Raw genomic sequence first — 26,281 nt, 5'->3', positions numbered from 1 at the left:
CGACTTGGAAGGTGCGACATGGACACCCCCGCCCGCCCGCTGCGCGCCGACGCCCGCCGCAATCGGGACCGGATCCTCGCCGCCGCCGCCCGAGCCTTCACCGCCGACGGCACCGACGCCCCCCTGGAGCCGATCGCCCGCGCCGCCGGCGTCGGCATCGGCACCCTCTACGGCCACTTCCCCACCCGCCGCGCCCTCATCGCCGCCCTCCTCGCCGACCGCAACGCCGAGCTCTTCGCCACCGGCGACCGCCTCACCGCCACTCCCCCCGGCCGGGAGCCGCTCACCGCCTGGATCACCGCCGTGATCGAACACGCCGCCATCTACCGCGGCCTCGCCGACGTCCTCGCCACCGGCCTCGACGACGCCGACGGCGAACTGCACGCCGCCTGCCTGCGCATGGACCACATCGGCGCCACCCTGCTCACCGCCGCCAACGCGGCAGGCGCCCTCCCCGCATTGACCCCCGCCGACCTCACCGCCCTCATCGGCGCCGCCGCCTGGACCGGGGAGCACAGCGGTCCCGAGCAGGCCGCCCGCCTGGTCACCCTGGCCCTGAACGGCGCCGAATCCGATACCGGCACTGCGGCTTCCCGGTAGTGCGGGGTCACACGCCGCCACACGCCGGAGCGAAACTCGTTAGGATCCCTCGAGAGTTGCAGGCACGGAGACGAGACAGGACAGACGTGACGATTCCCACCCCGGTGGCGACGGCCATGAGTATCGGCATGGGTGTGCGCGAAGCGCTGCGCGCCGCATTCGACCGGAGCATCGGCTTCGGCGCCGACATCCCGCTGAAGGCCGAGCGGATCAAGCCGCGGTGGCTGGAGAACGTGCTGGGGCTGCCGGAGGGCAGCATCACCGCCATCGAGGTGCTCGACGAGCACTCGGGCACCGCGGCGCGGGCCCGGATCGCGGTGCGGAGCACCGCGGACATCCCCGAGCACCTGTTCCTCAAGCTGCCGCCGGAGAACTACCTGCAGCACGTGATGATGAACGTGTTCGGCATGGGCATCAAGGAGACCATCGCCTACCGGGCGCTCGGCGACGAGCCGCCGGTGCGGGTGCCGCGCTGCTACGCGGCGAAGGTGTCCGGGTTCCGGAAGCGGTCGCTGCTGGTGCTGGAGGACCTCTCCGAGGTGGCGCGGTTCCGCACCGTGCTCGACTCGATCAGCGACACCGAGGCCGAGGCGCTGGTCGACGCCTTCGCCGACCTGCACGCCGCCTTCTGGGGCACCGACCGCTTCGCCACCGACCTCGCCCCGCTGGCCGCGCGCACCACGGCATCGATCCAGCTGGCGAACCTGATCCGGCGCCGCTTCCTGGAGAAGATCAACGGCCATGCCGCCGAGCTCATCCCGGCGGAGATGCAGGCGCAGTGCCGGATCTTCTACCAGCGCGCCCCCGAGATCGACGCCTTCTGGGCGTCGGTGCCGCAGACGCTCATGCACGGCGACCCGCACCTGGGCAACCTGTACTTCACCGACGCGGGCCCCGGCTTCCTGGACTGGCAGATCGCGACCGCGGGCCCCGGCATCAGGGACGTCGCCTACAGCCTCACCGCCTCGATGGAGCCGGAGTTGCTGCGCAAGGTCGAGCGCGGGCTGGTCGATCGGTACACGGCCCGGCTGGCGGCGGCCGGGATCGAGGTGGAGGCCGAGCGGATGTGGACCCTGTACCGCGCCGCCACCACCGAGTTCTACCTGAACGCGGTCTGCACCGCGGAGGCGAGCGACCGGATGCAGCCGCTGGAGGTCTCCGCGGTCGGCGTGCAGCGCGCGGTCGCCGCGGTCGCGGCGCACGACGGGTTCGGGCTGCTCACCGAGCTGATCGACGCGCGCAAGAACTGAACCGCCCGCCCGTGCTGCCCTGAGCGGATCCGCTCAGGGCAGCACGGGCCGCGGAAACCGTTGCGGCTGCGGCACGGTGGAGCCATGGCACACGACGACAAAATCCCGATGTTCGATCGGCGGGCCCGTGAGCAGTTGCTCGCCCGCCGCATCGTGGTGCTGGACGGCGCGCTCGACGACGACAACGGCACCCTGCTCATGACCCAGATCCTCACCCTGGCCGCGGAGGACGCGCGGGCCGGGATCGCGCTCTGGATCCACTCCCCCGGCGGCTCGGTGCCGTCGATGCTCGCGATCAGGGACGTGCTCCGGCTCGTGCCCTGCGAGGTGAGCACGCTGGCGCTCGGGTTGGCGTGCAGCGCGGGGCAGTTCCTGCTCTCCGCGGGCTCGCCGGGGCGCAGGTACGCGCTGCCGCACGCGCGCATCCTCATGCACCAGGGCTCGGCCGGGATCGGCGGCAGCGCGGTCGAGGTGGAGGTGCAGGCGGAGGATCTGCGCTACACCGTGGAGACGGTGCTCGGGCTGATCGCGGCCGACACCGGCCAGCCCTACGACCGGGTGTACGAGGACTCGCTGCACGACCGGTGGTTCACCGCCACCCAGGCGCGCGAGTACGGCTTCATCGACCACATCGTGGATTCGTTCGGGCAGGTCGTGCCGGAGCGGCAGCGGGTGGGGATCACGTCGTGAGCGGCTACACGATCCCCAACGTCGTCGCCTCGCACCCGCGCGGGGGCGAGCGGATCACCGACATCTACTCGCACCTGCTCAGCGAGCGCATCGTCTACCTGGGCACGGTGATCGACTCCGGTGTCGCGAACGCGCTCATCGCGCAGCTGCTGCACCTGGAGTCGGAGAACCACGAGCAGCCGATCCAGCTCTACGTCAACTGCGAGGGCGGCGACCTCTCCGCCATGCTCGCCGTCTACGACACGATGCAGCACATCAACGCCCCGGTGCAGACCACCTGCGTCGGCCAGGCCATCGCGGTCGGCGCGGTCCTGCTCGCGGGCGGCCAACCGGGCGAGCGCAGCCTGCTCCCGCACGCGCGGGTGGTGCTGCACCAGCCCGCCGCCAGCGGCCGCGGCACCATCCCGGACCTGATCATCCAGGCCGACGAGCTGGTCCGGATGCGCACCGACATCGAGGCGATCCTGGCGCGGCACACCGGGCAGCCGGTGGAGCGGCTGCGCCACGACACCGACCGGGACCGGGTCTTCACCGCGAGCGCCGCGGTGGAGTACGGGCTGGTGGACCGGGTGTTGCCGGCCCGGTCGGTCTAGGCGGCGCGCGGCATCGCACGCCGCGCGCGGATCAGGCGGCGCGCAGCATGGCGGTCGGCGCGGCGGCGGGGCGGCTCAGCTCGCCCGCCACCGCACCGGCCAGCTCGCCGAGCGAGGTGCCGAGCGCGCCTGCCAGCGCGGCGATCATCTCGCTGGACGGCTCCTTGCGCCCGCGCTCCACCTCGGAGAGGTACTGCGGCGAGATGCCCGCCCGCCCCGCCGTCTCCACCAGCCGCTCGCCGCGCTCGGTGCGCAGGGCGCGCAGCCGCTCGCCGAGCACCTCGCGCCACAGCGGCTCGGCCTCGGCCCGCCCGCCCGGAATCACCTGGAATCGCCGCTGCTCGCTCATGGATCGAGCCTAGAGCCGCACCCACCCGGTCCGACCCCCGATTTCGCGCAGAGCGGACAGCCGCTCAGGGCGCTGCGGGCCGGGGCTAGGCTCGGAGGGCATGACCGACGATCCCGTGGCGGCGCTGCGCCGCTGGACCGACTCCGGCGGCACCTGGCGGGTCGTCGCCGGTGGTGCTGGCGCGATCACCGTCGCGCTGCTGCCCTGCACCGGCGGCGAGGAGGTCGACCGGCTGGTGTCGGACGATCCGGCGCTGCGCGCCTACATCGGCGGCCGCGCGGGCAGCGCGGACCACTGACCCGTTCGAGGAAGGACACCCCGTGCCCCGTATCGCCACCGCCGACGTGGTGCAGCGCCCGGCGCTGCTGGATTTCCTGCGGCCGCGGCACCACGCCCTGCTCAGCACGGTCCGGGCCGACGGGCGGCCGCAGATCTCGCCGGTCACCTGCGGGGTGGATCAGGACGGGCGGATCGTGATCTCCACCTACCCGGGCCGGGCCAAGACCCGCAATCTCGAGCGCACGCCGCAGGTCTCGGTGCTGGTGCTCTCCGACGACTGGGACGGCGCCTGGGTGCAGGTGGACGGCACCGCCGAGGTGCTGCACATGCCCGCGGCGCTGGACGGGCTGGTCGACTACTACCGCTGCATCGCGGGCGAGCACCCGGACTGGGACGAGTACCGCGCGGCCATGGCCAGGCAGGACAAATCGCTGATCCGGGTGACGATCGAGCGCTGGGGTCCGATCGCGACCGGCGGGTTCCCCCCGGAACTCGCGTGAGCGAGTCGGGCCGGTGGAGCGCGCGGTCGGCGGCGGCCCGGGTGCAGGCGCTCGAATCGGTGAGAATTTATTTCCCGCCGAAGGAAGTACCGGCTGGTCGAGGCGGTCATCGAGGCGCCGGAGCGGCCGCGAACCCGGGGCGGGATCGGTAGCCGGGGCAATAATTCTCCGAGTCCGGATGCGGCCCGCGTTCGGCGTGCGCTCGGACGAAGGGACCGCGATGACGGCGGCGAAGACGGAGTTCGGTGCGGGCGCCGCGGTCACGGCGGCGGACGGGCATCCCGTGGTCGCCCGGGTGCGCGAATACGCCGAGCGGGTGCTGCGCCCGGCCGCGCTGCGCACCGATCGCGAGGGCGTCCCGCGCGCGCACATCGACGACCTGGCCGGGCTCGGGCTGCTCAACCACCTGGCGCCCGCGGAGTACGGCGGGCTCGCGCTGGACCGCAACACCGACCGCAGGCTGCACGAGATCGTCGCGGGCGCCTGCTTCGACACCTGGCTGGTGTGGGCGCAGCACGCGCCGCTGGCCGGGCGGATCACCGAGCTGCGTAAGCGGGACAAGCCGATTCCCGAACTGGCCGAGCGGATCCTGCGCGGCGAGCTGCTGCTCGGCGCCGGGGTCAGCGACGTGCGGCGCTTCCCCGACCACTACATCGCGGCCAGGAGGGTCGAGGGCGGCTGGGTCTTCGACGGCACCATCTCCTGGGTCAGCGGCTGGGGGCTGAACTCGGTGCTCACCGTCGCGGCGGTGCAGGCGGCGACGGAGACCGTGGTCACCGCGCTGGTCCCGATCGCCGACGGCGTGCACAGCGAGGGGCTGCTCGAGCTGGGCGCGGTCGCGGGCAGCCGGACCGCGCGGGTGCGGATCGAGTCGGTCTTCGTACCGGACGCCAACGTGCTCACCGCGCAGACCCTGGAGAAGACCAGATACGACGACATCGGCACCGCCAGCGATGCCCGCGGCCACCACTTCGGCCTCGCCGAGACGGTGCTGCGCGAACTGGAGGCCGCCCCGGACCCGGACGCCGACGCGGTCGCCGCGACCTGGCGCCCGCGGGTCGCCCGGCTCAGGGACTCCGCCTACGCGCTCGCCGACGAGGCGCTGGCCCGGGGCGGCGGCCCGCACCGGCTGGCCGAGCGGCTCGCCACCAAGGCGGCCAGCGGCGAGGCGCTCGGCACGCTCACCCGCGCGCTGCTGATCGTCCGCTCCGGCCGCGGCCTCGGCAGCGACGACACCGCGCAGCTGCACGCGCGCTCCGCGCTCTTCGTGCTGGTCCAGGGGCAGACCGGCGATGTCCGGCGCGCCCAGCTCACCCGGCTCGCCCGCTGAACACGAACAGGAACCACGCTCGATGACGCTCGAATTCCTCTGGTACATCCCGAATCAGGTCGTCGCGGGCCACCGCGGCGAGCCCGTCTCGGCGGACCACAACAGCCTGGAGACGCTCACCGCCCAGGCCAGGGCGCTGGAGGAGCACGGCTGGCGCGGCGCGCTGCTCGGCGCGGGCTGGGGCCGCCCGGACACCTTCACCGTCGCCACCGCGCTCGCCGCCCGCACCACCACCTTCGAGCCGCTGATCGCGGTGCGCCCCGGCTACTGGCGGCCCGCGAACTTCGCCGCGTCGGCCGCCGCGCTCGACCACCTGACCGGCGGCCGGGTGCGGGTCAATATCGTCTCCGGCAAGGACGATCTCGGCGCCTACGGCGACACCGAGGGCGACCAGGCCGACCGCTACGGCCGCACCAGGGAGTTCATGCAGCTGGTCCGCAAGCTGTGGACCGAGGACGACGTCACCTACCGCGGCGAGCACTACCGGGTCACCAACTCCACAGTGCGGCCGCGCATCGCCAGGCGCGGCGAGCGCAGGCACCCGAAGCTCTACTTCGGCGGCGCCTCCGAGGCGGCCGAGCGGGTGGCGGCGACCGAGGCCGACGTGCAGCTCTTCTGGGGTGAGCCGCTCTCCGGCGTGCAGGAGCGGATCGAGCGGCTGAAGGCGCTCGGCGCAGAGTTGGGCCGCGAGCACGCCCCGCTCGAATTCGGGCTGCGGGTCACCACCTTCGTGCGCGACACCACCGAGCAGGCGTGGGCGGAGGCGGAGGCCAAGGTCGCCGAGATGGCGGCGCAGCAGGGCGACCTCGACCACCGGAACCCGTTCCGGCGCACCGCCGTCGGGCAGCAGCGGCTGCTCGACCTGGCCGAGCGCGGCGACGTGCTCGACGACAACCTCTACACCGCGCCCGGCCGCTACGGCGGTGGCGGCGCGGGCACCACCTGGCTGGTCGGCTCGGCCGAGGACGTCGCGCAATCGCTGCGCCGCTACCAGGATCTCGGCATCACGCACTTCGTGCTCTCCGACACCCCGTACCTGCGCGAGATCGGCAGGCAGGGGGATCAGCTGCTCCCGCTGCTCCGAGGATGAGCGCGGAGCTCACCTCCGCTCCCGCCGCCCCGCCCGACCTGCGCCGGCAGCGCCTGGTCGGCGTCTTCGCGCTGACCAACACCGTCACCTACGGCGCGCTCATCCAGGCGTTCACGGTGCTGCTCGTCCCGATGTCGGAGGCGCTGCGCGTCTCGCGCACCGAGGTGGCGGTGGCGGCCACCATCTCCACGCTGATCGGGGCGTTCGCGGCGGTGCCGATCGGCACCATGCTCGACCGGTACGGCGGCAGGCTGCTCATGACCGCGGGGTCGGCGATCGGGGTGGTCGCGGTGCTGCTGTGGTCGCAGGCCACCGGGCTGCCCCAGCTCTACCTCGCCTTCGTGCTGGCCGGGCCGGCGCTGGCGATGTCGACCTACGAGGCGGCGTTCGCGGTGCTGGTTGTGGTCACCGACGCGCGGCACCGGGACGGCGCGATCATCGCGGTGACCATGATCTGCGGCCTCGCCACCAGCTTCTACTACTTCCTGGCCGGCTGGCTGGAGGGGCAGCTCGGCTGGCGGCACACGCTCGTGGTGCTGGCGCTGATCCTGGCGGTGGTGGCGGTGCCCGCGCACCTGTGGGCGGTTCCCGGGCGCACCGCGCACAGTCTGCGGGTCACCGGGCGGGACGGGGTGCCGGTCGGTGCCGCGCTGCGCAGCGCCGGTTTCTGGTTCCTGGTCGTCGCCTTCGTCGCGCAGAGCGGGGCGACCTCGGCGTTCCTGCTGATGATGGTGACCTGGTTCCGCGATGTCGGCTTCTCCCCCACGGTGGCGGCGGCGCTGCCGATCGGGGTCGGGGTGCTGCAGGTCGCGTCCCGGATGGGGCTGGCGCCGCTGGCCCGCCGGTTCGGCATGGCCAGGGTGACGGCGGTGTCCTTCGCGGTGCAGGGCGCCGGACTGCTGGCGCTGCCGCTGGCGGGCACCTCGCTGCCGCTCACCCTCGCCTGCGTCGGCGCCTTCGGCCTCGGCTACGGGATCAGCGTGGTGGCCAGGCCGTCGATCGTCGCGGAGACCTTCGGGGTGGCGCGCTTCGGCAGCATCCTGGCGCTGATGACGGTGCCGATCGCGCTCTCCAGGGCTGGCACTCCGCTGGCGGCGGCCTGGATCGGGGACTGGCGCTTCCTGGTGCTGCTCGGCGCGGCGTGCCTGCTCGCGGCGCTCGCGCTGCTTCCGGTCGCGCGGCCGCCCGCGCCCTGAGCACCGCTCAGGTTCTGGCCTGCTCGTGGCTCTCGACGAAGGCGAGGAAGCGCGGGACGACCTGCTCCGGGTTGGCCCAGAGCAGGTCGTGGCCGACGCCGGGGATGATCTCGGCCTGCGCCCGGGCGATCCCCTCCCGCGCCCGGGCGGCGCCGAACTCGGGGTCGGCGACGATCGTCTCCGCGCCGAAGAGCACCAGGGTGGGGGCGTCGATGGCGGCGAGCTGCTCGTCGGTGAACGCGCGGTCCCACGGCATGGCCATCCGGAACTTCGTGATGGCGCCCGCCAGTTCGATACCGGCGTCGTCCATGACGTAGCGCGGCATGAGCCACCGGTTGAACTTCCGCATCCGCTCCGGAGTCGGGTTGATCCCGCCCACGATGAACTTCCACAGCAGCCCGAGCCGCGGCCGGGCGAAGGTGGCGGCGCTCGGCTCGAGCAGCGTCAGGCTGGCGAGCCGGTCCGAGCGGTGCACCGCGACAGCGCCGGCGAGCCAGGCGCCGAGCGAGTTCCCGGCCAGGTGCACCCGCCGCTCGCCGAGTCCGTCGAGCACCTCGGCGAACCAGGCGGCGATATCGGCGGTATCGCGCACCGGGGCCGTCTGGACGCAGCGCCCGGCCCAGCCGATGACGTCCGGGGTGTAGACGACGTGGTCGCGCGCCAGCTCCTCGATGAACGGGTACCAGATCTGCCCGTTGCCGCCGATGCCGGGCAGCAGCACGATCGGGGCACCGGTCCCGGTGCCGGACCTCCGCACATAGGTGCTGCCGAACGAGGTCGGCACCTCGTGCTCCGTCGACGGCACCGGCCACCGCGCGGCCAGCGCGTCGTAGGCCGCGCGGAACCGCGCCGCGCCCGCCGCGCTACTGAACCTACCGACCTTCGCCATGCTCTCCACCCTCCCTGAGTTGTTAATATGAACGTACCACGAAAACTGATATGTCCGTATCAGAGCACGAAAAACGGGCCGGAACCTATCGAGTTCCGGCCCGCTTCAGGACGAGATCAGAGCTTCAGCCCGGTCCCGTGCACACCGTGCTCGTCGATGAGCGCGAGCTCGTCGGCGGTCAGCTCGGGGAAGCTCACCGCGGCCAGGTTGTGGTCCAGCTGGGCGGTGGAGCTGGCGCCGATCAGCGCCGAGGTGACCTCCGGCCTGCGCAGCACCCACTGCAGCGCCAGCTGGGCCAGCGACTGGCCGCGCGACTCGGCGAGCTTGTTCAGCTCGGCGGTGCGCTGCCGGTAGGTGTCGTCGATGACGTCCGGCGAGAGGAAGGTGCTGTTCTGCGCCCGCGCCCCCTCCGGGATGCCACCCAGGTACTTGTCGGTGAGCAGCCCCTGCGCCAGCGGCGAGTAGACGATCACGCCGAAGCCGTCGTCCTGCGCCGTCTCCAGCAGCCCGTTCTGCTCCGGGCGGCGGTCGTAGATGCTGTAGCGCGCCTGGTGGATGAGCAGCGGCACACCGGCTTCGCGGAGCAGCTCGGCGACGGCGTGCGTGCGGTCCGGCTGGTAGTTGGAGATGCCGACGTAGAGCGCCTTGCCCTGCTGCACCGCGCTGACCAGCGCGCCGACCGACTCCTCCAGCGGCGTGGTGAGGTCGGGGCTGTGGTGGTAGAAGATGTCGACGTAGTCGGTGCCGAGGTCGCGCAGGCTGTGGTCGAGCGAGGTCAGGATGGACTTGCGCGAGCCGCCCCTCAGGTAGGGGCTCGGGCCGATCGGGTTGCCCGCCTTGGTGGAGAGGATCAGCTCGTCCCGGTACGGCGCGAGCTCCCTGCCGAGCACCCGGCCGAAGTTCTGCTGCGCGGCGCGGTGCGGCGGGCCGTAGCGGTCGGCGTTGTCGAAGTGCGTGATGCCGAGATCGAAGGCGTGCAGGATGATCTCGCGCTGGGTCTCGTAGGCGTAGTCGGTGCCGAACTTCTGCCACAGCCCGAAGGAGAAGGCGGGCAGGTCGAGCCCGGAGTTCCCGGTGCGCCGGTACGGGATCCGCTCGTACCGGTTCGGGGCGGCCGTGTAGGTCGGTTCGAATGCTCCATGGGACATCGGATGTGCGTTCCTTTGCTGTCGAGGTTCAGAAGAGCCCGGTGGTCGGCGGTTCCTCGCCGGTGAGGTGGTAGGCGCCGGCGACGGCCGACTTCCACTGCCGCGGATTGTGGTTGGCGGCGGTGCGGGCATTGCGCCAGTGCCGGTCGTAGCCGAGGTCGCGGCTGGTGATCGAGCCGCCGCCGACATCGAAGAGCAGCTCGGCGGCGGCGAGCGCGGATTCGATGGCGATCACGCCGGCCTGGGCCACGTGCACCGACGCCGCGGCGCCCGCGGCCCGGAGCGCGTCGCCGGTCAGCCCGTGCACGCCGGCGAGGGTCTCGGCGGCGAGCAGTACCACGGCCCGCGCGGCCTGGGCGCGGGCGGCGATCTCGCCCACGGTCTGCCGGACGTACGGGTCGTCCACGCTCGCCGTCGCGGTGCTGTGCTTGATCGGGCGGGCCTTCTCCCGGACGTACCAGACCGCGTCGTCCAGCGCCCGCGCCGCCACCCCCGCCTGCACCGCGGCCAGGTAGAGCTGGGCGAAGGCACCGGTCCACGGGTTGGCCGGCTCCGGGGTGCCGAGCTCGGTGACCTCGTCGGCCCGGACCCTGACCTCGGTGAAGCGGGTGGTGCCGCTGGCGGTGAGGCGCTGGCCGACGGCGTCGAAGTCGTCCAGCCGCTCGATGCCGTCCCGATCCAGCGGGACGGTGAAGCGCACCACGGTGTCGTCATCGGCGCGCGCCTGGGTGGAGAACCAGGCGGCGTAGAGGCCGCCGGTGGAGTAGTACTTCTCGCCGTTCACGATCCAGTCGGCGCCGTCCGGCCGCGCGGTGGCGTTGATCCGGCCGCTCGCCCCGCCGGTGCGCTCGTTGGCGGTGCCTGCGAAGAGGTCGCGGGCGCGCAGCCGGGCCAGGGTGCGGTCGCGCTGCGGGCGGTCCGGGCGGGCCACCACCTGCTCGGCGGTGAGGAAGCTGCTGCGCAGCGCCTGCGCGATATTGGAGTCGGCGCGGGCGATCTCGATGATCACCTCGGCGACGTCGCGCAGCGAGCCGCCCGCGCCGCCCTCGTGCGCCGGGATGCCGGTGAGCGCGATGCCGGCCTCGGCCAGTGCGCGGACGTCGGCGAAGGCGTAGTCGCGGGTCTCCTCGCGGTGCTTCGCGGTCGCGGCGAGGCGGGCCAGGATCGGGGCGATCGCCGCGCGGATCCCCGCCACGGTGAGCTGCTCCGCGGCCGGATCGGGTTCGCCTTCGGCGGGCGGTGCTGCGGGGCTCCCGTCGTCTCCGGTCACCCGGGGACCGGTGAAGACGGCGCGGCGACCGGGGGCATCGTCCCCGCCGGCGAAGGTGGTGGTGTCGGCGGTAGGTGCCTCCGGCCCGGAGCCGCCCGCCGGTTCCTGCAGTGCGGTCATGCCGGGACCTCCTCGATCGTCGGGACGGGCAGGCCGAGTGCGGCCCGCAGGGTCGGGTGCGGTTCGTGGCGGGCGAGCGCGGGGACCACCCGGTCGATGGTGTCGCGCACCGCCTCGGCGCCGCCGACCGGGGCCAGCAGGACCGCGTCGAAGCCGGATGCCCAGGTGGCGAGCTCCGCGGGGTCGGTCGCCGCGGAGACCTCCGCGCGCCCGATCAGCGCGAAGGAACCGGCGGGCGCCGCCGCGCCGCGTTCGACGATCACCACGTCCGCGAGCGCGCGGTCCGCGACAGCCGCCGCCGCCTCGACCGCGAGCACCGGGCGGCCCTGCACCGAGGACGGTCCGTCCAGCGGCCCGGCGACCCGGTAGTACCGGCCGGCGAAGTCGATCGGCGTGATCAGGGCGTCGTCGAGCACGAGTGCCCGCTCCTGGTCGCCGAGCAGCGCGGAGCGCGGGAACGACTCCCAGAGCCGGGTCAGCACGGTCGCGTACTCGGCCCAGCGCTCGGCGGGCGAATCTGCGCCCGGATCAGGGGCCGCGGCGGCGCTCACCTCGTCGCCGGCACCGGGGCGCAGCACCACCCCGGCCCGGCCGCCGACGGCCCGGTCGAAGGAGAGCACCCGGCGCGCCGCGTTGTAGGGGGCGTTGCCGGTGGTCGGCAGGTCGATCAGGTAGCCGAGCTCGGTGGTGCGCCCGGCGAGGTAGGCGGCCACAACGCTCGGATCGAGCGCCGGCGCCGCGCCGCCGGCACCGACGGCATCGGCGCGCACCCGCAGCGCCACCACGCCGGCGCGCTCGGCCGCGGCCGCCACCTCCGCCGCCGCGGCGAGCGGCACGAGACCGGGCGATCCGCCCGCGGCGAGCAGTCCGCCTGCGGCGAGCGATCCGCCCGCAGCGAGCGATCCGCCCGCGGCGAATGCGTCACCCGCGGTGGGCGTCGCCACCCCGCCGACGGCGATTTCCAGCAGAACAGGAACAGTCATCGCTTCTCTCCCCCTCAGCGCGCCGCTTCGAGGGGCCCGCGCTCCGCCGCCGGAGCGGCGGGCAGCCCGAGCCCGAGGTGGTCGCGCAGCGTGGTCCCGTCGTACTCGGCGCGGAAGAGCCCGCGCCGCCGCAGCTCCGGCACCAGGTGGTCGGCGAAATCGTCGAAACCGGAGGGCAGCACGTCCGGCATGACGTTGAAGCCGTCGGCCGCGCCGTGCCGGAACCAGCGCTCGATATCGTCGGCGACCCGCTCCGGGGTGCCGACCACGATCCGGTGCCCGCCACCGCCGGAGAGTCGCAGCAGCAGCTGCCGCAGCGTCGGGTTCTCCCGCGCGATGATGTCGCGCACGACCCGGTTGAAGGTCTGCGAACCAGCGCCGGCGTCGGGGGCCTCGAGCAGCTCGGCGGGGAGCGGCTCGTCGTCGGGCAGCCCGTCGAGGGCGAAGCCGAGCTGCCCGGCGAGCCGGGCGCGCGCGTAGGCGTCCGGCAGGACGTCGTCCAGCAGTTCGCGGCGCTCCCGCGCCTCGGCCTCGGTGCTGCCGAGCACGGTGGAGAGCCCGGGCAGCACCACGATCTCGTCCGGGTCGCGCCCGAAGCGCCGCGCGCCCTCCCGCAGTTCGGTGCGGAAGTCCCGAGCCGCGTCGATGTCCTGCTCGGCGGAGAAGATCACCTCGCCGACCCGCGCGGCCAGCCGCTTGCCGTCCGCCGAGCCACCGGCCTGCACCACCACCGGCCGCCCCTGCGGCGACACGTACTCGGTGCGCGCCGCCCACGCGGCGACGACCTGCTCGACGAACTCGCCCGCGCGCCGGTACCGCAGCCCGTGCTCCGGCTCGCCCGCGCGGCCGAAGTTCGCCGCGGCCACCGGCCCCGCCGTGGTCACCACGTTCCAGCCGAACCGCCCGCCGCTCAGGTGGTCCAGGTCGCCGAGGCGCCCGGCCAGCTCGGCGGGGTCGTTGTAGGACGACGAGAGCGTGGCGATGAGCCCGATCCGCTCGGTCCGCGCCGCGATCCGGGCCAGCACCGTGGTCGGCTCCAGGTTGTTGCCGGTGCGGTGCTTGGTCGACGGGTCGAGCGAGGGGCCGTCGGCCAGGAAGACGGCGTCCAGCCGTGCCTCCTCGGCCTTGCGCGCGATCGAGGTGTAGTGCTCGATCGTGTACGAGGCCAGCCCGTCGGTCCCGGGGAACCGCCAGGACCCGCCGAACACACCGGAATTCAAGATATTGACGTTGAGATGCAGCTGCTTCGTCATGCCGACACCTCCGCCGACGGGCGGTTCCGGTAGTACCCCGGCTCCGGCGACTCCCCGTTCACCAAATACGCCCCGACCACCCGCGGCTTGTAGACGACGGGGTTGTGCGAGGCCAGCGTGCGGGCGTTGCGCCAGTGCCGATCCAGGTGCGCGCTGTTCCGCGCCGTCGAGGAGCCACCGGCGTCGAAGGCGCGGTTCGCCGCGTCCAGCACCGCCTCGATCACCGCGATCTGCGCGGCCGAAGTGTCGAGATACGCCCGCGTGTAGGCACTTTCCTCGCCGCTGTCGTGCGCCGCCTGCAGTCGTTCACCGGCCAGCCGGAGCAACGTCTCGGCGGTGAGCCTGCGCGCCTCCAGCAGCCCGACCACGCCGAGCACCTCGGGGTCATCGGCCGCCTTCTGGGTGAGCGCGTGCAGGCTGGTCCTGGTGCGGGCGCGCACGATGTCGACCGTCTCGGCGACGATGCTGCGCGCGATCCCGGTCAGGTTGGCCAGGTGCACGATCTGCACGAACGAGTCCAGCCCGCGCAGCGACTCCTTGAACTTCCCGACATCGCCGTTCGGCTCCACCGGGACGTCCGCGAACAGCGTCGTCCCGCTGCCGGTCTGGCGCTGCCCGATGCCGTCCCAGTCGTCCACGTGCGTGACGCCGGGGTGCCTGGCCGGGATCACCACGAAGCCGCGGCCACCCTCGTCGTCGGCCACCGCCGCCCGGATGTAGTCGGCGAACCGCGCGCCGGTCGAGTAGAACTTGGTGCCGGAGACCAGCCGCCGCCCGTCTGCGGCGACCCGCACCTTCGTGGTCGACCCACCCCACCCCGGCGCCACGTCACCGGCGCTCACCGCCTCCGCGACCACCGCCGACGGCTCCGACTGCGCATTGCCGAACACCGCGCCGTCGCCGATCCGGCGCAGCCAGTGCGCGCGCACCTCGGGATCGGTCTCCCGCAGCAGGATCTCGACCGTGGTGAAGTGGCCGCGAAAGATCTGCGGGACGTTGGAGTCGGCCTGCGCCGCCTCGGCGAGCAGCTCGAACAGCACCGGCAGCTCGACGCCGAAGCCGCCGAACTCCACCGGCACCCGCAGCCGCCCGAAGCCGGCGTCGGCCAGCTCCTGGATCAGCGCCTCCGGGTGCTCGAAGGCCAGGTCGCGCTCGCCGACGCCCTTGGCCAGCTCCAGCAGCACCGCCCGGATGTGCTCCAGCGCGGCGGCCAGGGTCTCGTGTGGTGTGCTCATGGCTGTCCTCCAGAGATGAGGTCGCGCCCGGCGATGGCGTCGACCAGCCGGACCGTGTAGTCGTCGGCGGGGTGCGCGAAGACCTGCTCGACCGGGCCCTGCTCGACGATCCGGCCCTGCCGCATGACCGCGACCCGGTCCGAGATGGCCCGGACGACCGCGAGGTCGTGCGAGATGAACAGGTAGGTCAGGCCGCGCTCCTCCTGGAGGGTGCGCAGCAGGTCGAGGAGCTGGGCAGCCACCGAGACGTCGAGCGCGGAGATCGGCTCGTCCAGCACCACCACCTCGGGCTCGAGCACGAGGGCGCGGGCGATCGCGACCCGCTGCCGCTGGCCGCCGGAGAGCTCGCGCGGGTGCCGCCGGACGAAGTCGGCGGGCAGCGCGGCCGCCTCCAGCGCCGCCACGACCTGCTCCTCGTTCGGCCGCTTTCCCCGGCGCTTCCCGCCGAACGAGCGCAGCGGCTCGTCGACCACGTCGTAGACGTCGAAGCGCGGGTCGAAGGAGGAGTACGGGTTCTGGTAGACGATCTGCACGTTCCGGCGCAGCGCGCGGAACTCGCTGCGCCGCAGCCGGGTGATGTCGGTGCCGAGCAGGGTGGCGCTGCCACCGGTGGCCTCGGTGAGCCCGGTCAGGATCCGGGCGGTCGTCGACTTCCCCGACCCGGATTCGCCGACGATGGCGAAGGTCTCGCCGCGCTCGACCTGGAACGTGATCCCGTCCACGGCGGTCACGTCGCCGTACTCCTTGCGCAGCCCGGCGACCTCGATCACCGTCTCCCGGTCCGCGGGGGCGGCCGCTCGGGGCCGGATCCGGCCGATCCGGGACGGCACGCTGTCCAGCAGCGTCCTGGTGTACTCGTGCCGCGGCCCGGCGACGATCTCCCGCGTCGGACCGACCTCGACCAGCTCGCCGCCGCGCATCACGCCGATCACGTCGGAGCGGTCGGCGGCGACGCCGAGGTCGTGGGTGACCAGGACGACGCTGGTGCCGAGGCGGCGCCGGATGTCGTCGATCAGGTCGAGCACCTGCTTCTGCACCGTGGCGTCGAGCGCGGAGGTCGGCTCGTCGGCGATGATCAGCTCCGGCTCGGCGGCGACCGCGGCCGCGATCAGCACCCGCTGCCGCATGCCGCCGGAGAGCTCGTGCGGGTACTGCCGGTAGCGCCGCTCCACCTCGGTGAAGCCGACCAGTTCGAAGAGCTCGTACACCCGGGCCCGGCGCGCCGCCGCGTCCAGGTCGGTGTGCAGCAGCAGCACATCCTCGACCTGGTGGCCGACCCGGCGCACCGGATCCAGCGAGACCGCCGGGTCCTGCGGGATCAGGCTCACCGCCCGGCCGCGGATGCCCCGCCAGCCCTTCTCCGACAGCTCGGTGAGCTCCTGCCCGGCGAACGAGATCCGCCCGCCGAGCACCTCGCCGTTCTCCGGCAGCAGCCCGAGCACGGCGTGCGCGGTGGTGGTCTTGCCCGACCCCGACTCGCCGACCAGCGCGAGCACCTGCCCCGGCGCCACCTCGAAGGAGACGTTGCGCAGCACCGGCGTGAGCCCGCGGCCGGTGCGGTACCCGACGCTCAGGTCGCGCACCGAGAGCACGGCGGTCGCGGTGGTGCTGAGCTCCGCGTCGACCAGGGTCACGGCTGCCTCCTCGTGATGTGGTGCGCGATGTGGTTGGTGGCCAGCACCACCGCGACGACGGCGAGCCCGGGCCACAGCGTCAGCCAGCCGCGGGTCGCGATGTAGTTGCGGCCGTCGGAGACCAGCCGCCCCCACTCCGGCTCCGGCGGCTGCGCGCCGAGCCCGAGGAAACTGAGCGAGGCGATCCAGATGATCGCGATGCCGAACTGCACCGTGATCAGCGAGACCGTCGGCGCGATCGAGTTCGGGATCACGTGCCTGCGCAGGATGTCCAGCGTCGAGGCGCCGCTGGTGATCGCGGCCTCCACGTAGCTGCTGGTCCGCGCCTTGAGCACCTCGGAGCGGATGAGCCGGGCGAAGGTCGCCGAGGTGGTGAGCCCGACCGCGATCCCGGCCTGCAGCACCCCGAAGCCGAGCAGCACCACGATGGTGATGGCGAGCAGGAACCCCGGGATCGCCAGCACCACATCGATCACCCGCATGAGCGCGCTGTCGGTGAAACCGGAGAACCATCCGGCGAGCGCGCCGAGCAGCGAGCCGACCAGCACGCCGACGCCGACCGCCACCGCCGAGCCGAGCAGTGAGGCGCGGGCACCGTAGACCACCCGGGTGTAGAGGTCGCGGCCGAGCTGGTCGGTGCCGAACCAGTGCTCGCCCGAGGGCGGCTTCAGCTTGTTCGCCGGGTCCGGCAGCAGCGGGTCGTAGCCGACGAACAGCTGCGGGACCAGCGCCCAGAGCAGCGCGGTCGCCACCACGGCGAGCGCAAGCACCAGCGTCCAGTTCGCGCCGAGCCGGCGCGGCCGGGCCGCCTTCCGCTCGGGCGCCCGCGAGTTCTTCTCGGGTTCCAGGACGGCGGTCACGGCATTGCCACCTCGGCCGGGAGCCCGCGCGGCGGAACGACCACGCGCGTGCGGGCGAGACCGGCACGGGCCCTGGTGAACCGCTGCGTCCGGCCGTCGACGAGCACCCGCGGGTCGACGAACGGATACACCAGGTCGACCGCGAGATTCACCAGCACGTACGCCGCCGCGGAGAGCAGCACGACGCCCTGCACCACCGGCAGGTCCTGGGTCTCCACCGCGCCGACCGTGAGCTGCCCGATCCCGTCCCGCGCGTAGACCGCCTCGGTGACGACGGAGCCGGCGATGAGCTCGCCGAAGGTCAGCCCGAGCAGCGTCAGCACCGGCAGCGAGGAGTTGCGCAGCACGTCCTTGCGGAAGACGAAGCCCTCCCCCGCGCCCTTGGCCCGCAGCACGTGCACGAAGGGCTGCCGCCGCGTGCCGCGGATCGAGGTGGCGAAGACCTGCGACATCGGCGCCGCCACCAGCAGCCCCAGCGTCGCGGCCGGCGCGACCAGCGCCCGCGCCGACCCGTCGTCCACCGACGGGATGAGGTGGAACCGGAAGGAGAGGAACTGCAGCGCCAGGATGCCGACCACGAACGTCGGCACCGAGGCGAAGAGCGCGGGCACCGACCCGGCGAGGTCGCGCAGCCACGCCCACCGGGCGTAGTTGATCACGATCGCGACCACGCCGGCGAAGACCAGCCCGAAGACCAGGGCCAGCCCGGTCAGCGCCAGCGTGCCGGGCAGCGCGGTCCCGATCATCTCCGCGACCGGGGTCCCGGTGGAGAGCGAGAAGCCGAACTCACCGCGCAGCGCCGCCGCCAGCCCGTGCAGGTACTGCTCGTGGAGCGGCCGGTCCAGCCCGTAGTACTCCAGCATCATCCGCCCCGCCTCCGGCGAGATCTGCGCGTCCGGGTTCTGGATCCGGTTGTTCACCGAATCCCCCGGCAAGGCGCTGAGCAGCGCGAACGACAGGGTGTAGGCCGCGAGCAGCACCAGCACCGCCTGCGCGAGCCGCTTCAGGACGTAGCCGCGCATCCCGCTACTCCGCGATCCAGGTGTCGTACAGCCAGGTGCGGGCGGTCGACTCGGTGCCGAAGCCGTGCACCGACGGCGCGAGCCCGAACACCTGGGTCTCGTCGTAGAGCGGGATCACGTACCCCTCGGCGAGCAGGTGGTCCTGGATCGCCCGCACCGCCCGCGCCCGCTCGGCCGGGTCGAACTCGAAGGCCTGCGCGCGGACCAGCTCGTCCAGCTTCGCGTCCGGGGTGGGGTTGTGCAGCTCGTTGGTGGCGGTGCTGTCGTAGGCCGAGCGCAGCACGTCCGGCTCCGCGCGGGAGAGCTGCCCCTGCACCAGCGCCCAGCTGTCGGCGCGGGCGGTCTGGGTGGCCTCGTACTCGGTGAGCGAGGTGGCGTTGATGTTCAGCTCGATCCCGGCCTTCTTCCACTGCGACTGCAGCAGCTCCAGCACCGGCTGCGCGACCTGGTAATACGGCGCGATCCAGATCTCGATCCGCAGCCGCTTGCCGTCCTTCGCCCTGATCCCGTCCGAGCCCTTCTGCCAGCCCGCCTGCTCCAGCAGCGAATTCGCCCTGTCCAGGTCGTACTTCAGCGCGTCGCCCGCGTCCGGCCGCTGCGGCGTCCCCTGCACCAGGATGCTGCCCGGGATCGGGTAGCTCGGGGAGAGCACCGTCTGGTTGATCTCCTCCCGGTTCGTCGCCGCCTGCAGCGCCAGCCGCACGTTCTTGTCGATCACCGGTGCGGTCGAATCCAGCTGCGGCGACAGCTTGTTCGTCTGCCCCTGCACCGGGAAGGCCGCGATCCGCCCGCCCTGCGCGCCGACCGTCTCCTCGTCGTACGGGGCGATATTGCGCGAGATGTGCGCCTCACCGGACTGCAGCGCGCCGACCCGGGTGCCCGCCTCCGGCACCGTCTTGAAGACCACCCGCTCCAGGTACGCCCGGCCCTCGTGGCCGGAGCCCGTCGGCGCCCAGTTGTAATCCTCGCGCCGCTTCAGCGTGATCCCGGTGGTGCCGTTCACCGACTCCACCACGAACGGCCCCGAGGCGATCCAGTTCTGCGCCTGCCCCTGCCCGTTCAGATCCCTCTCCAGGAACGGCTTCGCCAGAATCGAGCCGGCCCGATAGAAAGAGGTCACCTGCAGGAAGCCCACATTCGGCTTGCTGAAGTTCACCTTCACGGTGAGCGGGCCCACGACTTCACTGCCCGTGTAATTGGCGAAGAAGGAATCCGCCGGAATTCCGAGCGCCTTGTCCCCGAAACCGTGCTGGTCGTAATTGGCCTTCACGATCGCCGCGTCCACCGGATCACCGTTGCTGAACGTCACCCCTTCGCGCAGCGTGAAGGTGTAGCTCAGCTTGTCCTGGCTGATTTCCCAGGACTTCGCCAGCCACGGCTTCACCTCGCCCGACTCCGGATCCTGCCAGGTCAGCCGGTCCGCGAGGTTGTTCGCGACCTGGCTGTTCGACCAGATCGACGCCGTCGGCAACCACGCCGTGTACTGCACCGGATCGTAGAAGTTCAGCGTCCCCCCGTACACCGGAGTACCCCCCTCCGCCTCCGGCGAATTCGACGGCCCGCCGCACCCGGCGAGCGCTGTCACGAGAGCGGTCGCCACCGTCGCGGCGGCCAGAAGTCTGCGGAAACGGATATTCCTCATGGCGGTGGTGGGTCTTCCTCGAAATCGCACGCCGAAGGTCCGGCGCTGTCGCCAGAGAGTTGACCATTCCCGGACCGGCCGGGACGACGGGTCAGCTCACCGTGATTCGAACTCCCGGCGTGGGCACTTCGCCTTGGCCGCGCACGGGTCGGTGCGCACCTTCCCGCTTCGGGACGAAGGTCGCCGTCGACCACCTCACCCACTCCCCGCCCCCGGTGCCGTCGTCCTGCTGAGCACCAACGGCACCCACGACCCCGCCCCGCCGGCACCTCGCGAAGCCCGAGTCGGACTCGCTCAGCGCGGGAGGAGAGTGCTCACCCGGCGGGGCAGGAGAATCAGGAGTCTCTCATCTCGAACTGTCACATTCGAATTCCTCTAAGCAGTTGCGCGTCACCATAATTGACGTTGTTGCTCACACTCTCCCGTTTCTTCGGCCGGTTGCGAGTTCACAGGGCACACTCTAGGAACGGTGCCGGCGTGTAGCCGCCGGGCACGGACGAGCAAGGGATTTATGCGTTACGGACCGCGCTGGCCGCTGGGTCCGTCGCAGCCGTCCGGATCGCCACCGGTCCGCAATCCGCGAGCATCCGGTATTCCCGGAGCACATTCCGACCCACGCTGGGCCCCCGTCGCCCATCGCCGAAGGGGAGACAACGGTGATTCTGTCGACGAGTTCGGAGACACCCACTTTCCGGGCGGCCCGCCTGGAAGACCTCGCCGCGATCGACGCGCTCGAACGAGCCGAGTTCGATCGCTTCGCCTACCCGTACTTCGCATTGCGTCAGTTGTTCGACGTCCACGGGCCACAGTGGCTGATCGCGGAGATCGAGGGGCAGCTCTGCGGATACTCCATGGTCGCCACGAGCGATGGGGGTACCGCGTGGATCCTCGGCCTCGCAGTCGACTCGCGATATCACCGCCGCGGTTACGGCGGCATACTGCTGCGAAGCACTGTCGACCGTTGCCGCTCGGCGGCCGTACCGCAGATCCTCCTGACCGTCCGGCCGAGCGATCATCCGGCCGTCGGGCTCTACCGCAAATCCGGTTTCGTCCGCATCGAACACGACCCGGACTACTTCGGCCCTGGCGAGGGCAGGGATGTCCTCATCTGCCGGTTCGACCGCCCGGAACCCCGTCCGCTGACCGATACGGTTACCGACCCGTGGCAGAAGGAACGCCCCGGACTCCGATGATCCGGGACGTTCGCGTCCGCCACCTCACCAGGTCTTGACCGCGAATTCGCGCTGGGACGCGGCCGGAGCCACGAAATCCGTGCGGCTACGGAGGTGACCGAGCCGCGCGAACCATTCCGCCGAGAAGGCGGGGTCGGCCTCCAGCTGGCGCCACAGCGGCCGGAGCACAGCCGGAGTGTGGACGCCCGGCGTCCACAGGTGTGTGACACCGGCGAGTACCGGGGCGACGGCCTGCGTCACATCCGCCCCCAACGGCATCGCATCCACCTGGTCGGTGATGGCCTCGACAACGGTGAGCAGCCAATCGTGCCGGGCCAGATCTTCGCAGAACGCGCCGACAGCGGCGAGTTCGGTCTCGTTCCGCACAGTCACCACGACAGTGCGAACCCGCCCCTCTTCGAGCCGGAATCGCAGGGTTGCCGCGGCACCGATGTGCGCGGCCCAGCGCAACCTGGTCGTGACCGCGCGGAACGGGGCTCGCTGATCGAGCCCGCTCCACATACTCACTCGATTGAGCAGGTGCTGCGTGATCGACGGCATGTCCACGGTGCCCGGCGGCGGGTCGACGAAGCCGAGAAATCCGTCGACGAGCCGCTTCCGGGTCTGCGGAGTAACCCGGCTGACCACCTCGGCGACCCCCACCCTGGAAAGGTAGTGCGACCAGACCTGCCGCTGCGACGATTCCGCCGCCACCACCCCCGTATGGGCCGAGCTCTGCAGGACCCGACCGCCGCAGACGACCGCATGCACCGCTGCGGTACCGATCGCGTGTACCGCGGCGCCCGACACCCGCGGGAGTCCGCAGTCGAATCCCGCGGCGATCGTCGGCGAGGTGCCGACACTGCTGGGCCTGGTACGCCACCGCACCGGGTAGCCGGGCACGATGGTCAGCATTTCTTCCGCGGAGGCTCGGGTCAGGGCAGTGGAATGGGGAACGAGGCGCGTATGAATCTCCCCGGTGACGAGGATCGGATCAACCGCTCCGGCTCGAGCCACCCCCCGCTGTAGGTCGGGCAGAACGCCGTGGAGCGTTTCGAATGGGGGAGCATGCTCGACTCCGTCGACCGCTTCCAAGCCGCCGAATTGCGCGAGCGTGTAATCGGGCTCCGCGAAACCGACCGCGTTCGGTGTGTCCATCAGCAACCGCCGAGGAAGACATAGTCCAGCCGCTCACCGGCATCGCGTGAGACATCCACCAACTCGGCGGTGCCGCGATCCACGATGTCGTCCACGATTTCGCTATCGAGCTGGAGGTGGTCGATGACAACACGAACCGCGTGTTCGATACCCAGATAGTACCGAGGCATGATCGACAACGAGCGGTATGCGGCGAAGGGTTTGGCCCTCGGCTCGAGCTGAACGATCGCGGGCAGGTCCGCCCAGCGATCGGGCCAGACCGTGCGATCTTCCCAGTTGACCGGCTGAGCCACCGGATTCCCCTGATCACGGAGAATTCCCAGCCGGAGCAGCTGCCAGACCGACGCCAGGAAGGGGCAGGACCACTTCACCGTCGTCGTCGCCGTACCGTTCACGCCGGTGCGGCTCTTCCGCCACATCTCGACGTCGAGAAAGATCGAGTGCTCCCGGCGGCTCAGTTCTTCCGGGTGTTGATAGCTGCGTGAACGCATGGCCTGGCCGACGCGGATACCATCCGATCCCCGCTTCCCATTGGCGAGCCAGCCGGATTTCAGCGCGGGCGGCCGGCTTCCGGTCTCGCCTTTGGCCGGCTCTTCTACGATTCGGGCGGCCACCATCTCCGCGAGAGGTACGAACTCCCCGGCACGCGCGGCCGGAGCTTCGTGACAAGCCGACTCCCGGCCGAGGTAATCGATCCCGACTCCGAATTCGGAGGTGATCTCCAGCAGCTTGCCGATGACCTCCGCTGGATTTCCACCGTCGTCGAAGTAGTCATCGAGAAGAAAACAGGTACTGATGCGCGCGTTGCTCCCGAACTCCGCCTCCGCACTCGCCGTGATCGCGTGGAGCATAGGCGCGACCCGCTTCAGCTGCCGACGGATCGCTTCGCCTCCCCGGCGGAGGTCCGACATGTACAGATGCCCCACCTCGATGGATAAGTGGGACAGCGGAACCCGGGCTACACGTAGTTGTGTGCTGGCCTCATCGTATCCGCTGCCATGCTCCACTGTCGCCGATTTCCTTTCCGAAGAAGTGCGGGAGTCCGAACATCAAAACTGTTCCCAGTATTCCGTGTCGATCAGGCGAGCAGTCAGCTCGTCGAATGCCGCCGCGGTTTCCAGATTTGCGATTTTGTTCGCGACATCGGTGTCGAGAATGACCTGCTCCCGCCACTGCAGCACCGGTTCGACCGGTGTCTCGCCGAGGAGGGAAGTGGCGCCGATCAGGTGCCGTGCGGCCAGCGCCTTGAGTGCGGCGTTCTGCTCCGTCAGCCACGCCGCCTGCGCTCCCCGGTAAACGCCGTCCACCGACTTGTTCAGCCGGGGCACCGCTGTCCGCACATAACGCAGGTTCTCGAGGAATTTCTTCTTGTCGTGGCCCCAGAGCGCCGCGCCCGCCAGCAGACCGTGATGCCCGTGCACGAGGCCGCTGGCAGCGAGGATGTGTTGCCGCGTCCACCGATGGAAGACGAGCCACCGCACGGTCGCGGAGGAGAGGTGCGGGCTCGCGGTCGCGCGCAGCGCGAGCTCCATGGCGAGCGAGCGCCCCGCGCTGAGATCGACGACGGCGACGTCGAATTCCTGCTCGAGTGCCGCCAGCAGGGTGATACAGCGATCCACGACCGCATCGGTCTCGTCATCGATGCCGTTGAACTCCGCGCCGCCCTCGTCGCCGGGAAAGAGAACGAGCTGTCCGGTGCGCGACCGGATATTGCGGAGTGCGGGACGGTCCGTCGCGGCACGGATATCGACCCGCGCCACCGGCTCACTCCCGTGCGTCAGATAGGAGTGCAGCCCCTTCTCCGGCACCCCCTGCTCGACCCCGCCGATTTCGAACAGGGCACCCGCCGTCGGCGATCCGAAATCGAAGTCCAGGTATGCGACACTCCGCCCTCCGGCGCACAGCCGGTAGGCGATGTTGCAGCTCGTCACCGAGCGCCCGGTGCCTCCCTTGTCCGAGGTCGAGAAGACGATCACGAGTACACGCTCCTCGTGGCGTCCCGCCGCGCGAACGCGAGCTGGTTCAGGTCCCGCAGCGCGTCCGAGGCCAGCACGAACGCGGTGCCGGCCTGCCGCCGCGCCACGAGCTGCCGCGCCTGCTCCAGATTGTTCTCCACGCGATCGAGGGTCACGCGCTTCTCCGACACGTCATCGATGCCGACGTTCAGCAACTCCTGATTGAGCAGGTGTTCCGCTTCGTTCAGCAACTCCACGGCCCGGTTGATCATGGCGGGGGAGGTGAGGGGAGCCTCCCGGAAGTTCCGGTCCGCTGCCACCAGGCATTCGACAACTCGCTCGGTCATGTACCACGAGGGGTGCGTCGGCTCGGCCGACCCGGGGTCGAAAATCGCTGTCGGGTTGTCCCACAGCCCCTTTCCGAACGCGCTGCGCAGAACCCGTGAGTCCAGGTGATCCATCACCGACTTGGCGAGCTCCATCAGCCTGTCCCGCGACCCGATATTGCCGGAGAGGTGCGCGGCCTGCAGGACCCGCTTGAGCAGCACGGCGGCGAAATCCGAGACCATCCAGCGCAATTCCGGACCTTCGCCGACCTTCTCGCTACCGCGCAGTGCGAGCCCAACGCCCGTGGTGTGCAGCGCGACGGCGGGGTCCTCGCGCGTCGCGCGGCGCAGTATCCGGCCCCGTCGGGCGAGTTCGTCGAAGACTCCGATCGACCGAGTCAGATCGTCGTCCGTCGCAGCGCGACGAATAAGGTCCTGGATCAGCACCGCGGAGACGATGAGGCTGAAGTAGTCGGATTCCTCACCGTCCGACGTGCGCCACGGAATATCCTCCAGCGGCCAGCTCGGGTCGCCGAAGCGGGCGATCGTCGACCAGTAGCCCTGGGTCAGGTCCCAGCGCAGCCGCAGCGCCTCGGTCAACCGCCGCTGATCCTCGTTGAGCAGATTCAGCTCACGGGTGCGCGGCGAGATGAGGTCGTTACTGCCGTCGAGCGCGATGATGGTGAAGTACAGGAACGGTCGCGCTTCGGCATATCCCTGCTGCTTGGCGATGGGGATATCGGCGGCGTCGATGATTTCGGACGAGTTCTCGACGATGCCCCAGCTCCACCCGCATTCGAAGAGCTTGCCCTCGTCGTCGAGTTCGGTGTCCGGACTCTGCCCGAGGCTGATGTCACTGCGCAGGCGGTTGCGGACCCGCTCGAGATCCTGGGCGATCTTGTCCACCACGACGCGCTCGGGCAGTTTCGCCGGATTGAGCATACGCAACATGTTCTGCCCCGCCGGGGACTTCGGGGTCGCGGTGTGCACGACGAAACTGCGCACGAGGCCGGCCATCGCCGCCGTCAACCGGGCACTCAGCGCCGAACGCAGCAGCTCGATCCGTGCCACCAATTCATCTCTCGCCCCCGACCTGACCCAGATCTCGAAGACCCGGAGAAAGCCGAGCCCGGCGATGCACAGGGTGGTGGACATCGAGTAGGAGTCGACCACCTCGATAGCCCGCTGCGCGCTGACCGGTGGCAGATCTTCCTGGCCGCGGAGATAGTCACCCGCCGAGAAGTCCGGGGTGCCGTCCGGTTTCGTATTGCGTTCGATGTACTCCTCGAGCAACCGCACCACGACGGAGCCGATGCGAGTCTGCCCGCCCAGCGGCTCGAGCACCGCGCGGACGTCGTCGGCCATGTCGTCCGGACGATCGAGCGCGAGGCTCTCGATCTCGGTCGCGGGATACAGCAGACACAGCAACTGCTCGGAATCGCTGATGGAGTTGCCCCCGGAGAGCGGTTCGCCCTCGGCATCCCGCCCGGCCCAGCTCCAATTCTTTCCGTCCCAGCAGCAGGAGAGCAGTGCAGCCCAGATTTCCAGAATTTGCTGCCGCGGTCTTATTCGCACCTGCCCGCAGTCCTTCCCCCGAGTGTGCGAGCCGCATCCAGGCCACCGCGAACCGACTCGCGTGAGCGTCGTTCCGAGAAAAGTACCACTATACCGCAATCCATTGCGCCTCTACGCCTTTCGATCCAAGAGGCGCGCGCGCCAGCGTAAGCGATCGGGCGA

Annotated in this window: 25 protein-coding genes; 10 read left to right on the top strand and 15 right to left on the bottom strand. The window is 71.2% G+C overall.

The annotated features are described in order from the left end of the window. Nucleotides 1-18: 18 nt before the first annotated feature. The 4 genes from LTT61_RS32750 (at nucleotide 19) to LTT61_RS29135 (ending at nucleotide 3,133) form a co-directional block, all read left to right on the top strand. Nucleotides 19-600, top strand: a complete 582-nt coding sequence (locus LTT61_RS32750) for a TetR/AcrR family transcriptional regulator (protein ID WP_269821815.1) — start codon at nucleotides 19-21, stop codon at nucleotides 598-600. Nucleotides 601-686: 86 nt separating this feature from the next. Further along, nucleotides 687-1,850 (top strand): phosphotransferase family protein, encoded by a 1,164-nt coding sequence (locus LTT61_RS29145; RefSeq protein ID WP_233017213.1) that lies wholly within the window; start codon nucleotides 687-689, stop codon nucleotides 1,848-1,850. Between the two features lie 84 nt (nucleotides 1,851-1,934). Next, nucleotides 1,935-2,540 (top strand): ClpP family protease, encoded by a 606-nt coding sequence (locus LTT61_RS29140; protein ID WP_233017212.1) that lies wholly within the window; start codon nucleotides 1,935-1,937, stop codon nucleotides 2,538-2,540. Then, a complete protein-coding gene (locus tag LTT61_RS29135; RefSeq protein ID WP_233017211.1) occupies nucleotides 2,537-3,133 on the top strand; it encodes a ClpP family protease in 597 nt (198 codons plus the stop codon). Before LTT61_RS29140 ends, LTT61_RS29135 begins: the two co-directional genes overlap by 4 nt. A gap of 31 nt (nucleotides 3,134-3,164) precedes the next feature. On the opposite strand, the gene LTT61_RS29130 is transcribed toward LTT61_RS29135, so the two are convergent. Further along, nucleotides 3,165-3,482: a helix-turn-helix domain-containing protein gene (locus LTT61_RS29130; RefSeq protein ID WP_233017210.1), complete on the bottom strand. Its 318-nt coding sequence runs from the start codon at nucleotides 3,480-3,482 to the stop codon at nucleotides 3,165-3,167. 100 nt (nucleotides 3,483-3,582) lie between these two features. Between LTT61_RS29130 and LTT61_RS29125 the strand changes: the two genes are divergently transcribed. The 5 genes from LTT61_RS29125 (at nucleotide 3,583) to LTT61_RS29105 (ending at nucleotide 7,877) form a co-directional block, all read left to right on the top strand. Continuing rightward, on the top strand, nucleotides 3,583-3,780 hold the full coding sequence (locus LTT61_RS29125; protein ID WP_233017209.1) for a hypothetical protein: 198 nt from the start codon (nucleotides 3,583-3,585) through the stop codon (nucleotides 3,778-3,780). A gap of 22 nt (nucleotides 3,781-3,802) precedes the next feature. Further along, nucleotides 3,803-4,261: a PPOX class F420-dependent oxidoreductase gene (locus tag LTT61_RS29120; protein ID WP_233017208.1), complete on the top strand. Its 459-nt coding sequence runs from the start codon at nucleotides 3,803-3,805 to the stop codon at nucleotides 4,259-4,261. Nucleotides 4,262-4,481: 220 nt separating this feature from the next. Further along, a complete protein-coding gene (locus LTT61_RS29115; protein WP_233017207.1) occupies nucleotides 4,482-5,591 on the top strand; it encodes an acyl-CoA dehydrogenase family protein in 1,110 nt (369 codons plus the stop codon). Nucleotides 5,592-5,613: 22 nt separating this feature from the next. Then, nucleotides 5,614-6,681 carry an LLM class flavin-dependent oxidoreductase gene (locus tag LTT61_RS29110; protein ID WP_233017206.1) on the top strand — a complete coding sequence of 356 codons (1,068 nt, stop codon included), beginning with the start codon at nucleotides 5,614-5,616 and terminating at the stop codon, nucleotides 6,679-6,681. After that, nucleotides 6,678-7,877, top strand: a complete 1,200-nt coding sequence (locus tag LTT61_RS29105; RefSeq protein ID WP_233017205.1) for an MFS transporter — start codon at nucleotides 6,678-6,680, stop codon at nucleotides 7,875-7,877. The genes LTT61_RS29110 and LTT61_RS29105 overlap by 4 nt, the downstream gene beginning before the upstream one ends. A gap of 7 nt (nucleotides 7,878-7,884) precedes the next feature. On the opposite strand, the gene LTT61_RS29100 is transcribed toward LTT61_RS29105, so the two are convergent. The 10 genes from LTT61_RS29100 to LTT61_RS29055 form a co-directional block, all read right to left on the bottom strand. Further along, a complete protein-coding gene (locus tag LTT61_RS29100) occupies nucleotides 7,885-8,766 on the bottom strand; it encodes an alpha/beta fold hydrolase (protein WP_269821814.1) in 882 nt (293 codons plus the stop codon). A gap of 116 nt (nucleotides 8,767-8,882) precedes the next feature. After that, complete coding sequence (locus tag LTT61_RS29095) at nucleotides 8,883-9,914, bottom strand: aldo/keto reductase (protein WP_233017204.1); 1,032 nt, start codon at nucleotides 9,912-9,914, stop codon at nucleotides 8,883-8,885. A 28-nt stretch (nucleotides 9,915-9,942) separates the two neighbouring features. Beyond that, nucleotides 9,943-11,304, bottom strand: a complete 1,362-nt coding sequence (locus tag LTT61_RS29090; RefSeq protein ID WP_233017203.1) for an acyl-CoA dehydrogenase family protein — start codon at nucleotides 11,302-11,304, stop codon at nucleotides 9,943-9,945. Then, nucleotides 11,301-12,287 (bottom strand): LLM class flavin-dependent oxidoreductase, encoded by a 987-nt coding sequence (locus tag LTT61_RS29085; protein WP_233017202.1) that lies wholly within the window; start codon nucleotides 12,285-12,287, stop codon nucleotides 11,301-11,303. Before LTT61_RS29085 ends, LTT61_RS29090 begins: the two co-directional genes overlap by 4 nt. 14 nt (nucleotides 12,288-12,301) lie before the next feature. Then, nucleotides 12,302-13,540, bottom strand: a complete 1,239-nt coding sequence (locus LTT61_RS29080) for an LLM class flavin-dependent oxidoreductase (RefSeq protein ID WP_233017201.1) — start codon at nucleotides 13,538-13,540, stop codon at nucleotides 12,302-12,304. Beyond that, entirely contained in the window at nucleotides 13,537-14,775 is a 1,239-nt protein-coding gene (locus LTT61_RS29075) for an acyl-CoA dehydrogenase family protein (RefSeq protein WP_233017200.1), read from the bottom strand. Before LTT61_RS29075 ends, LTT61_RS29080 begins: the two co-directional genes overlap by 4 nt. Beyond that, nucleotides 14,772-16,409 carry a dipeptide ABC transporter ATP-binding protein gene (locus tag LTT61_RS29070; RefSeq protein ID WP_233017199.1) on the bottom strand — a complete coding sequence of 546 codons (1,638 nt, stop codon included), beginning with the start codon at nucleotides 16,407-16,409 and terminating at the stop codon, nucleotides 14,772-14,774. Before LTT61_RS29070 ends, LTT61_RS29075 begins: the two co-directional genes overlap by 4 nt. Continuing rightward, nucleotides 16,406-17,269, bottom strand: a complete 864-nt coding sequence (locus LTT61_RS29065) for an ABC transporter permease (protein WP_233017198.1) — start codon at nucleotides 17,267-17,269, stop codon at nucleotides 16,406-16,408. The genes LTT61_RS29070 and LTT61_RS29065 overlap by 4 nt, the downstream gene beginning before the upstream one ends. Next, nucleotides 17,266-18,291 carry an ABC transporter permease gene (locus tag LTT61_RS29060; RefSeq protein ID WP_233017197.1) on the bottom strand — a complete coding sequence of 342 codons (1,026 nt, stop codon included), beginning with the start codon at nucleotides 18,289-18,291 and terminating at the stop codon, nucleotides 17,266-17,268. Before LTT61_RS29060 ends, LTT61_RS29065 begins: the two co-directional genes overlap by 4 nt. A gap of 4 nt (nucleotides 18,292-18,295) precedes the next feature. Continuing rightward, nucleotides 18,296-19,933 carry an ABC transporter substrate-binding protein gene (locus LTT61_RS29055; protein ID WP_233017196.1) on the bottom strand — a complete coding sequence of 546 codons (1,638 nt, stop codon included), beginning with the start codon at nucleotides 19,931-19,933 and terminating at the stop codon, nucleotides 18,296-18,298. Nucleotides 19,934-20,589: 656 nt separating this feature from the next. Between LTT61_RS29055 and LTT61_RS29050 the strand changes: the two genes are divergently transcribed. Continuing rightward, entirely contained in the window at nucleotides 20,590-21,126 is a 537-nt protein-coding gene (locus LTT61_RS29050) for a GNAT family N-acetyltransferase (RefSeq protein WP_233017195.1), read from the top strand. A gap of 24 nt (nucleotides 21,127-21,150) precedes the next feature. Here LTT61_RS29050 and LTT61_RS29045 read toward each other — a convergent pair whose 3' ends face one another. Genes LTT61_RS29045 through LTT61_RS29030 form a run of 4 tightly spaced genes read right to left on the bottom strand, consistent with a single transcriptional unit; the run spans nucleotide 21,151 to nucleotide 26,119 of the window. Beyond that, complete coding sequence (locus tag LTT61_RS29045; RefSeq protein ID WP_233017194.1) at nucleotides 21,151-22,263, bottom strand: SCO2521 family protein; 1,113 nt, start codon at nucleotides 22,261-22,263, stop codon at nucleotides 21,151-21,153. Continuing rightward, complete coding sequence (locus LTT61_RS29040) at nucleotides 22,263-23,270, bottom strand: SCO2522 family protein (protein ID WP_233017193.1); 1,008 nt, start codon at nucleotides 23,268-23,270, stop codon at nucleotides 22,263-22,265. The genes LTT61_RS29045 and LTT61_RS29040 overlap by 1 nt, the downstream gene beginning before the upstream one ends. A gap of 42 nt (nucleotides 23,271-23,312) precedes the next feature. Next, nucleotides 23,313-24,239: an SCO2523 family variant P-loop protein gene (locus LTT61_RS29035; RefSeq protein WP_233017192.1), complete on the bottom strand. Its 927-nt coding sequence runs from the start codon at nucleotides 24,237-24,239 to the stop codon at nucleotides 23,313-23,315. After that, complete coding sequence (locus LTT61_RS29030) at nucleotides 24,236-26,119, bottom strand: SCO2524 family protein (protein ID WP_233017191.1); 1,884 nt, start codon at nucleotides 26,117-26,119, stop codon at nucleotides 24,236-24,238. The genes LTT61_RS29035 and LTT61_RS29030 overlap by 4 nt, the downstream gene beginning before the upstream one ends. Nucleotides 26,120-26,281: the final 162 nt, after the last annotated feature.

The organism is Nocardia asteroides (assembly GCF_021183625.1).
Taxonomy (GTDB): Bacteria; Actinomycetota; Actinomycetes; order Mycobacteriales; family Mycobacteriaceae; genus Nocardia; species Nocardia asteroides_A.
The sequence above is the reverse complement of the archived record's forward strand: the minus strand, read 5'-3'. Positions and strand labels throughout refer to the sequence as shown.